At 68.4% G+C, this 9859-nt stretch carries 12 protein-coding genes and 1 pseudogene; 9 read left to right on the top strand and 4 right to left on the bottom strand.

The annotated features are described in order from the left end of the window. The first annotated feature begins 9 nt into the window (after positions 1 to 9). Complete coding sequence (locus tag ACIOMQ_RS41240) at positions 10 to 165, top strand: acyl carrier protein (RefSeq protein WP_362212768.1); 156 nt, start codon at positions 10 to 12, stop codon at positions 163 to 165. A 45-nt stretch (positions 166 to 210) separates the two neighbouring features. Then, complete coding sequence (locus ACIOMQ_RS41235; protein WP_362212765.1) at positions 211 to 1035, top strand: methyltransferase domain-containing protein; 825 nt, start codon at positions 211 to 213, stop codon at positions 1033 to 1035. Here ACIOMQ_RS41235 and ACIOMQ_RS41230 read toward each other — a convergent pair. Beyond that, positions 1013 to 1606: a hypothetical protein gene (locus ACIOMQ_RS41230; protein ID WP_402192852.1), complete on the bottom strand. Its 594-nt coding sequence runs from the start codon at positions 1604 to 1606 to the stop codon at positions 1013 to 1015. The two genes, ACIOMQ_RS41235 and ACIOMQ_RS41230, sit on opposite strands and share 23 nt — an antisense overlap. A gap of 46 nt (positions 1607 to 1652) precedes the next feature. Between ACIOMQ_RS41230 and ACIOMQ_RS41225 the strand changes: the two genes are divergently transcribed. Beyond that, positions 1653 to 2279, top strand: a complete 627-nt coding sequence (locus ACIOMQ_RS41225) for an MFS transporter (protein ID WP_402192850.1) — start codon at positions 1653 to 1655, stop codon at positions 2277 to 2279. Between the two features lie 222 nt (positions 2280 to 2501). Here the strand turns inward: ACIOMQ_RS41225 and ACIOMQ_RS41220 are convergent, their stop codons facing one another. Next, the gene (locus tag ACIOMQ_RS41220) at positions 2502 to 3473 is read right to left on the bottom strand and encodes a LuxR C-terminal-related transcriptional regulator (RefSeq protein ID WP_362212759.1); all 972 of its coding nucleotides are present in this window, start codon (positions 3471 to 3473) and stop codon (positions 2502 to 2504) included. Positions 3474 to 3664: 191 nt separating this feature from the next. On the opposite strand from ACIOMQ_RS41220, the gene ACIOMQ_RS41215 reads away from it, so the two are divergent. From ACIOMQ_RS41215 to ACIOMQ_RS41200, 4 genes are all read left to right on the top strand, one after another. Beyond that, positions 3665 to 4747: an alpha/beta hydrolase gene (locus tag ACIOMQ_RS41215; RefSeq protein WP_402192847.1), complete on the top strand. Its 1083-nt coding sequence runs from the start codon at positions 3665 to 3667 to the stop codon at positions 4745 to 4747. 33 nt (positions 4748 to 4780) lie between these two features. Beyond that, complete coding sequence (locus ACIOMQ_RS41210; protein ID WP_401271616.1) at positions 4781 to 5623, top strand: hypothetical protein; 843 nt, start codon at positions 4781 to 4783, stop codon at positions 5621 to 5623. A gap of 68 nt (positions 5624 to 5691) precedes the next feature. Further along, positions 5692 to 6807, top strand: coding sequence for a hypothetical protein (locus ACIOMQ_RS41205; RefSeq protein WP_362212750.1), 1116 nt, complete (start codon positions 5692 to 5694; stop codon positions 6805 to 6807). 39 nt (positions 6808 to 6846) lie between these two features. Then, positions 6847 to 7602: a hypothetical protein gene (locus ACIOMQ_RS41200; protein ID WP_401271618.1), complete on the top strand. Its 756-nt coding sequence runs from the start codon at positions 6847 to 6849 to the stop codon at positions 7600 to 7602. A gap of 153 nt (positions 7603 to 7755) precedes the next feature. Here the strand turns inward: ACIOMQ_RS41200 and ACIOMQ_RS41195 are convergent, their stop codons facing one another. Next, positions 7756 to 8223: a transposase gene (locus tag ACIOMQ_RS41195; protein WP_401760204.1), complete on the bottom strand. Its 468-nt coding sequence runs from the start codon at positions 8221 to 8223 to the stop codon at positions 7756 to 7758. 2 nt (positions 8224 to 8225) lie between these two features. Further along, positions 8226 to 8714: a hypothetical protein gene (locus ACIOMQ_RS41190; protein ID WP_362212742.1), complete on the bottom strand. Its 489-nt coding sequence runs from the start codon at positions 8712 to 8714 to the stop codon at positions 8226 to 8228. Here ACIOMQ_RS41190 and ACIOMQ_RS41185 point away from each other — a divergent pair. After that, positions 8659 to 8943 (top strand): annotated as a pseudogene (locus ACIOMQ_RS41185) (transposase); the annotation flags it as partial. The gene ACIOMQ_RS41190 and the pseudogene ACIOMQ_RS41185 overlap by 56 nt on opposite strands. A gap of 123 nt (positions 8944 to 9066) precedes the next feature. Continuing rightward, on the top strand, positions 9067 to 9768 hold the full coding sequence (locus ACIOMQ_RS41180; RefSeq protein WP_402192845.1) for a signal peptidase II: 702 nt from the start codon (positions 9067 to 9069) through the stop codon (positions 9766 to 9768). Positions 9769 to 9859 lie beyond the last annotated feature (91 nt).

Raw genomic sequence — 9859 nt, 5'->3', positions numbered from 1 at the left:
CTCCTCGCCATCCGCCTCACCAACCGCATCAACACAACCCTCAACACCCACACCACCATCCACACCCTCTTCCAACACCCCACCATCGCCGACCTGGCCACACACCTCAGTGAACCCCGCCGTGAGCGGCCAGTACTCCGGCGTCGGACCGGTCCGCGTCCGTGATCTGTCATCTGCTGGTGACTTTCCGTGTCGTCCAAGGAGTCAGAAATGTTCGTGCCCCAGATCCTCGTCAAGAGCGAAGAGATCTTCGAACCCGAGTCGCACATTTCGCAGTACGACCGGGCGCGGGAGATCTCCAAATACCTACTGATGCACTACGGCGTGGTCGACGACGTGTTCGAAAGAGCCGATCATCCGCTCGCCGCAGCACACGGCTTTCCTCGCCGGCTGTCGGAAGTTCTTCGGGCGAGCGCCCAGTCGACCGGTACCCGTGTCCGTACCGCGCTCGATGTGGGATGCAACGTCGGCGGGGTCAGCCACGCGTTGAGCACCTGGGTCGAGGACCGAGTGGTCGGAGTGGACATCAGCCGACGGTCGATCGAGGTGGCCAAGGCCCTGACCATTGGTGGGGGCGGTGTGTTCAGCATCGTGCAGCAGGGGCCGTTCACCAAGGACGTCGAAGTGCGGCTCCCGGACGCGGATACGTGTGCACACGTGGAGTTCGAGGTCGGCGATGGCGCGGACCTGCAGGCGGTCGATGGCACCTTCGACGCCGTGCTGCTGTCGAATGTGGTGGACCGGGTGGCCGATCCGGCGCTTTGCCTGCAACAGTTCGGCGCGTCGGAACGGACTCTGCGCAGCGGCGGACTTCTCATGATCGCTTGCCCGTGGTCCTGGTACCCGGAGTACAGCGCCCCTGGTTCATGGCTGGGGTCCGCGCGGGACGCCACACCTAGCGAAGAGGCGGTCAAGACGCTATTGGCCAACGACTTCGACCTCGTCACCGAGGTCGACGAGCCATGCGTCCTGCGTCAGAACCCCCGCGAGTACGACTACTTCGAAGCACACGTCACTGTGTGGCGGAAGCACTAGCGGTGGTTTGTTGGACCGGGGAGTAGAGATCGAGTGGGTGGCCTGCGCCGACGGCGTTGATCAGGGCTTGAAGTTCGGGTGGCGGGGGTGCGTTGCTCCGGGCTCGCCAGCAGCGTTGGAGGGTGGTCCAGGGGTCGAGCCAGGCACGGACGGCGCGAATCGCCTGCGGCCAGCTGGCCGGTTGGGGCTGGTGGGGTCTGCTGGGGCCCCTCTCAGCCGGCCCCACAGCTGTGACAGTCGGCGGGGCCGTGGGGACGACGGCGGGCTCCCGGTCGGGAGGTTGAGCGAACCAGGTCTCCCAGCAGAACGAGACCGCGCAGTTCACCAGGGTCTGGTGGCGGCGGATGGCGGTATCGGAACGGACCTGGAAGTCGGCCCGGCCCAGTTCGTCCTTGATCTGCTTGTAGCTCTGCTCGATCCAGTGTCGGATGCCGTAGATCCGGACGGCTTCATGCAGGTCGGCGGCCGGATCGGAACTGTCGGCCTCGCGGGGTCCGCCGGGGCGGGGCAGGTCGGTGGCCAGGTACCAGGTGGTTTGCGGGGGAAGGGCGGCCGGGTCGGTGGTGGCCACGACGAGACGGACGTTTCCGTCGGGTCCCCACCAGCCAAACCCTGGCGTGATCGTCTTCCTCGGCGGCATCGGCATGCTGGAGACCGCGGCCTTCGCCGCCGTCGATCACGGCCTGGGCCGCCCGGCGGCCTTCGTCCGGGTCATGGCGTCGATCCAGGGTGCCGGTTCCGCGCTCGGCGGTCTGATCTCCGGGACGGTGATACGGCGGCTGGGGGACATCGGTACCAGCTGCGTCGGTTACGGACTCGTCGCGGTGGGGCTGCTGCTGTGCGTCCCCCGCGATGTGGCGCTCTTCCTCGTCGGGACGACACTCATCGGTGCGGGCCCGCCGTTCGTGGCCGTGCTGCTGGGCGCGGCGGTGCACCTGTACGCACCGGCCCGCATGCAGGGCCGCGTCAACGCCGCGGTCAACACCGCGAAGGACGGGGCGCAGCCCCTGTCGCTCACGGCCGGCGCTGCACTCATCGGGGTGCTGGACTACCGGGTCATGTACCTGGTGATGACAGTGACCACGGTGGCGTGCGCGGTCAGTCTGCTGGTCCGCTCGATTCCCGCTCCGGAGGTGGTGCCGTCGGTGGCGGACGCCCCGGCCGACGAAGGGCCCGCACCTGGCGCGGCCCCAGCGCGCGAACCGGACAGCGGCGCACCCGCGGGCGAGCCGCGGGTGGAGTGAGCCCCGCCACAACGAGCCGCGCCGAGCGCAGTGTGGAAGGGTGGGCCTCGCCCGCACTCCCCGGGTCAAGTGCCCTCCGCCTGGACCGGCAGAACCCCTCGGCAAGGTTCGTCGTTCCAGGTAAGGAAGGCACTTTGGCGTTCCTGCCCCGCCAGCCGCCGTGCCCAAGCGAAACGGCAGGCTTGCGCATAAGGGGGCAATTCACCCACACTAAACGCTCTCTCAGAGCCAGCCGCGCCGGGCCGCCTGGACCCCGGCCTGGAAGCGGGTGGTGGCGCCCAGCCTGGCGAGGAGGACGGAGACACGGCGTACAACGGTGCGGCGGCCCATGCCCAGGCGTCGGGCGATCGCGTCGTCGGTGGCGCCGCTGGCCATGAGGGTGAGGATCTGGCGGTCCCGGGCGTCGATCTGGGTACCCGTGCCCGTCGCCGAAACGGGAACGGCAAGCCTCCACAGGGACTCGAACACGTTGGACAGCGCCCGAAAGAGACTGGACGGACGAATCAGGAGAGAGACGACACCGGGGTGGTCGTCGGCGGCGAGGGTGACCACTGCCAGCTCGCTGTCAACGATGGCGAGTTTCATGGGCGGGTCGTCCAGTGTCCGCGCCTGTTCCCCGGCCTCGATCATGCGGGCCATGTTGGGCCCCGCGATGGGGTCGTCGAACGCGGATCCGTGGTAAATGGTGCGGTACACGACTCCGGCGGCCATGTGCTCACGCTGGATCACCTCCTGCCCGAGGTAGTGGTCGACCGTGCCGGAGTACGGTGGCACGTCGATGGTCCGGAGCTGGCGGCGCGCGGACTGCTGAAGCTGCCGGCTGACGGCGAGGACGCGCGCGGCGTCCTCGACGACCTCCAGCGCGTCGTAGTGACCGGCGTCCCTCCTGGCGAAGCGGTAGAGCTGTTCCAGTTCCGTACCGGCCTGGCGCAGGGCCGTCCACAGGGCGGCATCGCGCTGCAGCAGCACCTCGACGACCTGTGTGGGCGGCAGCGCTTCCCAGGATTCCTTCCCGCTACCGGCGTCCGTCGTCATGACGATGCCCTCGGCGGCGAGCTCCTTCACCACCGCCCGCACAACGGTCTCGCCCAGCCCGGTCCGGGCCGCCAGCCGGCCGACGGGCTCACGTGGGTGACCGACCAGGGATCGGTAGACGCGCCCGCGGTCGGAATCCGGGTCCAACACGTCGCGCACGGCTCTCCCTTCACCCGTACCAGGATCGGCCCGCCCCGCCGCCGTAGCCTACTGCTCGGTGGCGCACGTGTGCCAGTGGCCCAAGTGCGCCACCGGCTCGGTATGGCGCTGGGCGAGGCACTGCGGTGAAAATTTACGGTGTCCGGCTGAACCACGGTTCCATGGCATCCAGCCCACCCCGAGGACACCTGATGAGACCAGTCCTGCCAGTCCGGCTCCCGCGCGCGAGGGCAGCAGTCGCCGCCGTGACGGCCGTCCTCCTCCTCTTACTGGGAATGCCCTCCGCGCACGCACTGCCCTCGGGTCCGCCGGAGATGGCCGACGGCTACGGTCTGACTCAGTCCGGCTCCGCATACGGCTCCGCCACCAACTTCGTGGTCACCGTGAAGACGGCCCAGGCCGCCGGTGAGCACCGCATCCGGATCCTGTTGCCCGGCGACTACACGGCCAACCCCACCAAGCGCTACCCGGTGCTCTACTTCCTGCACGGCGCCTCCGACGACCCGGGCAACCCGAGACTCGCCTATCCCGCCCTCCTCGCGGCCAAGTCGATGATCACGGTCATTCCGGACGGCGGCCGCAGGGGCTGGTACACCAACTGGCTCGACCAGGAGACCGCCGCCGGCGCGCAGAACTGGGAGAACTTCCACATCAACCAGGTGATCCCGTTCATCGACGCCAACTTCCGCACCATCGCGGTCAAGAAGGGGCGGGCCGTCACCGGCCTCTCGATGGGCGGCTTCGGCTCCCTGCACTACGCCCAGGCGCATCCCGAACTGTTCAGCCAGGTCGGGGCGTTCTCCGGCGCGGTCGACCTCTCGAGGGACCACGCTGTCATGCGGGCGGCCGTGGTCGCCACACTCACCAACATCGGCGCACCGCTCTGCGGCTCCAGCGACTCCACCTGCTCGCTCGACTTCGGGCCCGCGGTGTCCAGCGACGCGATCTTCGGCACGCCGTATCCGATCCTCGACGCCGACCGACGTTGGAACGAGGCGGACCCGTCCACGCACATGGACCGCCTGGCCGGCATGGGCATCTCGCTGTACACAGGCGACGGCAGGGGAGATCCCACTGACCCGGAGTTCTGGGTCAGGTCGGCGGCACAGCACGCCAAGGACCACCTGGACGCACTCGGATACCCCTCTCACTACGTGGACTACGGCAACGGCTCCGGCTGGGGCAGCTGCGACGGCGGCCACAGCTACGACTGTTGGGCGCAGGACTTCGTTGACTTCGTGCCGCGCCTGGAAGCGGCCTTCGAGTCCGCCTGACCTCTCCCGTTCCCGACAGACAGGGTTACGTACATGATCAAGCGACTGTGCACCCTCCTGCTGAGCCTGGCGGTCCTCTGCACCGTCGGGACCGGCGCCGCCCACGCCCAGCCGGGCAAGCGGGTCTTCAACGCGATGCAGATCATCTTCAGCCCGTCGGCGCCCGATCTCTTCTGCACGGTCGGCGCGGTGGGCAACGACAAGTACGGTCACAAGATAGCCATCACGGCAGGCCACTGCCTCAGCGACCCCGAAGGCACATACGCGGACCGCGAGATCCACGACAACGTCGCCCCCGTCTACGACCGGGCCGACACCGGGTTCGGCCCGATCGGATACGTGCGCTACTTCAAGGACCCGGAGGGCTCCCAGACGGGTCACGTGACCAAGGACTACATGGTCATCGAGCTGGTCCCGCAGGTGACGCTCTCCTCACAGGGGCCGTACCTGAAGCAGACGGGCGAGGTGAAGGTCCCCGGCGGGACCGCCAGCCCCAACGCCCTGAACCCCGCGCTCGACAACGAGCGGCTGCTCGCCACCGGCAGCAACGAGATCATCACGTCGGGCCAGACGGGTGTGTGGTACGGGACCGTCATGGACAACGCCGTCGGCGTCTACCGGTCGCCGGCCGTGAACATGAAGGGCGACTCGGGCGGGCCGGCGATCTGGCACGTACCGGGGACCGATCTCCCCTCCCAGGCCAACGGCTTCCAGGCATCGGGCCCTTGGGCCGGCATCATCAAGGGGATCACCGTGAACCTGCCGCCCTTCCTGTACACCAGCTCGGCGAACATCCTCGCCGACCTGCGTGCCCGTGACGCCGCCACTCCCGCCGGTGTCTTCGGCGCGGGCTTCGAGGTGACCACCAACCCGTAGGGCCGGCCGCGGAGAACGTCCGACGTCATCGGAACCGGCTCCCTCCATACCCTCAAGGAGGAAAAACCTTGTCCATCGGAATGCTGTCGAGACGCACGAGAACGCCCCTGCTCGGCGTGCTCGCACTGGTGGCCGCACTCCTCGTCTCGGCGCCTCCGGCACGGGCCGATGTCCCTGCGTTCGAGCTCCTTCCGCTGGTCCCGGCCGGTGCGGACCACCAGCAGAGGCTCAGGGCCGAAGTGGAGCACTGGACCCTCGCGAAGATGGCCTCCGTCGGCCTCAACCACGAGGACCAGGACGCCACCCCGCCCCCGGGCGGCTGGGACAACCTCAGCAAGCCGTGGCCGCGGGAGGCGGGACTGGTCTCGCGCACCGCGGGCAAGTTCTTCATGGCCTACAAGAACCTGGACAATGGTGCCGTCACGGAATCAGCGTGCTCCGGCAACGTAGTGGCCAGCGCCAATCAGAGCGTCGTGGTGACCGCCGCCCACTGCCTGCGCGTCCACACCCCGGTCGACGTGGGCTTCGGGAACATCGTGGTCACCAACATGGCCTTCGTCCCGGGATTCAACGGAGCGAACCTGCCCCGCCACACCACCAGTACGACGCTCCCCGGCAAGGACATCGCCCCGTACGGGGTCTGGGGAGTGACCCGCGAGTGGTTCACCAACACCTGGAGCCAGAGCGCCGACTGGCTGCTGGGGCACGACATGGCCGCGGTCCTGGTGGCCAGCCCCGATGACCCGCGGCCGATCGGCCAGGTCACTGGCGCCCAGCGAATCGGCTTCAACCAGCCGCAGAACCAGACCGACCACATCTTCGGCTACCCGACGATCAACGAACGCAACTACTACCGTCCCGGCCACGTCTCCCCGGAGCTCCAGCGGACCTTCGACGGCCGGAACCTCATGGTCGCCCAGGGCACCACCCGGGCCGACCCGGTCTACTACAGCGACGTGATGCCCGGGGCCCTGTCGCCCGGATGCAGCGGCGGCGCCGTGCTGCAGGACTTCGACCCCACGACTGGCGCGGGCCTCCAGGCCGGAGTCTTCTCCCGCTACGACGACCCCGGCCAGATCATCGGCGTCCTCGGCTGGCAGGAGGGCCCCAACATGAGCTCCACCCACTTCGGTGACGAAGAACAGGCCGTCTACAACGCCGCCCAGTCGGCGTCTCTGACGTAGCCCGGCCGGCACCGGACGCAACCATCGAAAGGAGAAAACGTGACGACAAGCTTCGTACCGCCGCGACAGAGGTGGTTCTTGGCCATCGTCCTGTCGATCGCCGGTGTCGCCGGCACCATCATCGGGTCGGCCGGTACGGCCCAGGCCGCTCCCGCACGGCCTGCCCAGCCCTGCGGGCCGGTCATGTTCGTGGTCCCGGGCTATCAGGACGGCGGGGCCCAGAAGCTCCTGGACCCGGCTCTCGCTCCCGAGGGAGCCAACCCGGTGCGCATTCCCTACCCCAACAGTGCCAACGACATCAACCTGTACGCCGATGTCGACGCCGGTGTCGCCAACCTCAGGACGGCGCTCTACAACCTCTACGTCACCTACGGGTGTGACCTCAGCACCAAGGTGTACATCGTCGGATTCAGCCTCGGCGCCCTCGTCGCGGGCACTGTCCTGGAAACCGAACCGCCCGGCCGGAACATCCAGGGAATCCTGTTCGCCGACGGCCGGCGGCAGCCCGGCGAGTCGAACTGGCCCGGCGACCCTGGCGGGCTCGTCGGCCACCTGCCCGTTCCCGGCCCCGGTGGCACCGGCTTCCGCCCGCTCGACGGGTTCCAGTACCCGACGCTGAGCCTCTGCAATGGCCCCAACTCGGCGGGTGGATCGGATCTCATCTGCTTCGGCGGCACCAACCTGGACAGCTACTTCACCTCACACCCCTATTACAGCTTCGACGTGGCCACGGAACTGAGAATCCACGGCGAAGGCCCCTACCCCCACAACCTGAGGAACCGTGTCATTCCCTAACCTCGCCGTTTCGGTTGCGATGACCTGACGTCTCTGATCACCAACTGCTGGATGTTCGAGGTGTCTTCTGTCTCTTGGGCATGGCGGAGTCCCGGCGCGGTGGTCGGGTTCTCCGTGGTCCTTGAGGCCGTGGGCGGATAAGGCGGGTAGCTGTCAGCCGGCTGGGCGGGGCAGGGCGGCGAGCCGCCGGAAGACCGTGGTCGGTTCGGGTCTCCCGGGCCGGGTCGCGGAGACTCGCAGTCGTCGGCGGCGGCTGCCGCGGGTGAGACGGGCTGCGACATGCAGGATCCGGTAGCGCAGTTTCCTGGGCTCGGCATCGGCCAGTTCATCGTCCAGCAGCAGGACCCACATCCGGGCGAGCAGGTCGATCGCGGTCAGCGACAGTTCCAGCCAGGCGGCGTTGACCTGGAAGCCGCGGGAAGGGCAGCGGTCGAAGCCGGTGGTCTTGCCTGTCCGGATGTGGTCCTCGACAGTGGCGTGTCCACGGTGGCGGACTTCCAGGAACTGCGCCGAGCCACCGCCGGAGAACGGGGTGCCGGTGAGGAGGGCCTGTTGCCGCAGGCCCTCGCGCTGGTCGAACAAGGACAGCTGAGCGCCCGGATGCGCACGCTCGCGTCGCACGATCATTCCGTGCCCGTCGGGTAGCCCGGCAGGTCGGCCATGCCGGTCAGCTCGACGACCTCGGCCCCTGCCCGCAGACTGCCGTCCTGGTCGAGGGCCGGGTGCCGGAGCCGGCCCGGGAGGGCCCGGATCGCGCGGCGGGCTGGTTCGCTCATCGCGTAGCCGACGGAGAAGTACGTTCCCGTTCCTCGTCTCCGCAGGCTGCGGACATGGGCGAGGAAGGTCCTGGCGCATCCGGCGCAGTCGGCGCGGATGAGGAGGTCTGTGCCGTACCGATGGGCGTCGGGGACCTGGGTGAGGACGTCGTCCAGGACCGCTGTGTGATCACTGCCGGTGTTCGCTCCGGCGTTCCCGGGCCGGAGTCGTCCCGCCGGGGCTTCGCCGGTGTTGGCCAGGAAGCACGGCAGCGGGTAGCAGCCGAAGCCGCCCTTGTAGGTGGACCGGGCCCGGCCCGGGAGTGAACACCACCTGATCGTCGACCGCCACGCCACCCCACTTGCTGTCTCTTTGACCAGCGAAAACCGCCACGCCGCCACCCAGCCCGTGCCACTGCTGGACGCCCTACCCCGCATCCGCGGACTGCGTGGCCGGCCCCGCCACCGCCGCCGACGGCTCTTCGCCGACCGCGGCCACGACTTCGACAACTACCGGCACCCCGTCCGGGCCCGCGGGGTCACACCCGAGATCGCCCGCCGAGGCATCACGCATGGTTCCGGCCTGAACGTGCCGGGCGGGCGGATGCCGGCGAGCCGCATCAGATCGGGTAAGAACACCAGCGCCGCGGCCGTGGTCGGCAGGCCGTACTTTTGACTCTCGAAAACGGCGAACGCGGCCAGGAACAGCGTGAGACTGCCCCAGGCGGTTCGTTTCGGCCAACTGCTCACGCAAGAGATGCGTGGCGGCGCACGGGGATTCAGTGGTCACGCGTGGAGCGTAGAGATGACCTTCGCCTGGGAAAGCGGAGAAGACGCCTCAGAAGGGGCCGATAGTCTCAGGGAATCTTGGTTCGGAATATCGATACGCACGGAGGCCATGATGATGCGGTTGGAACGGGGCTCAAGCCGGCTGTACGGCATGATGCTCATGCTGGCGGCGGTGGTCCTGCTCGCGGACCAGCTCACCAAACTGTGGGCAGTCTCCGCGCTGTCCGACAGCGAGCGCGTCGCCGTGATCCCCCCTCTGATCCACTTCCGGTTGCTGTACAACGCCGGCGCCGCGTTCTCCATAGGCACCGAGGCGACATGGGTGTTCACCCTGGTGGCGGCAGCGGCAGTGGTCGGCATCCTCTACACCGCACGCCGACTGGCCTCTGCGGGCTGGGCGCTCGTGCTGGGCGCGCTGCTCGGCGGTGCGGCATCCCACCTGGGCGACCGACTCTTCCGCAAGCCCGGCTTGGCCCGCGGGCATGTTGTGGACTTCATCGACTACGGCCCGTTCGTGGGCAACGTCGCCGACATCGCGATCGCCTGCGGGTGCGTCGCGTTGGTGCTGCTCAGCCTGCGTGGTGTGCAGCTCGCCAAGGTGCCGGGCGAAGAATCCGCCTAAGCTTGGCGTTTATGGTGCCTGCCTGTCCGCGCCGACCTTCATCGTGTCGGTTTTGCTGTGTTTTCCGACGGGGCGTTCGCGGGCCCGGTTC

The sequence above is a fragment of the Streptomyces sp. NPDC087845 genome, assembly GCF_044742755.1.
Classification (GTDB): Bacteria; Actinomycetota; Actinomycetes; order Streptomycetales; family Streptomycetaceae; genus Streptomyces.
Note: the sequence above shows the minus strand (reverse complement) of the source record. Positions and strands in the feature narration are given on the sequence as shown.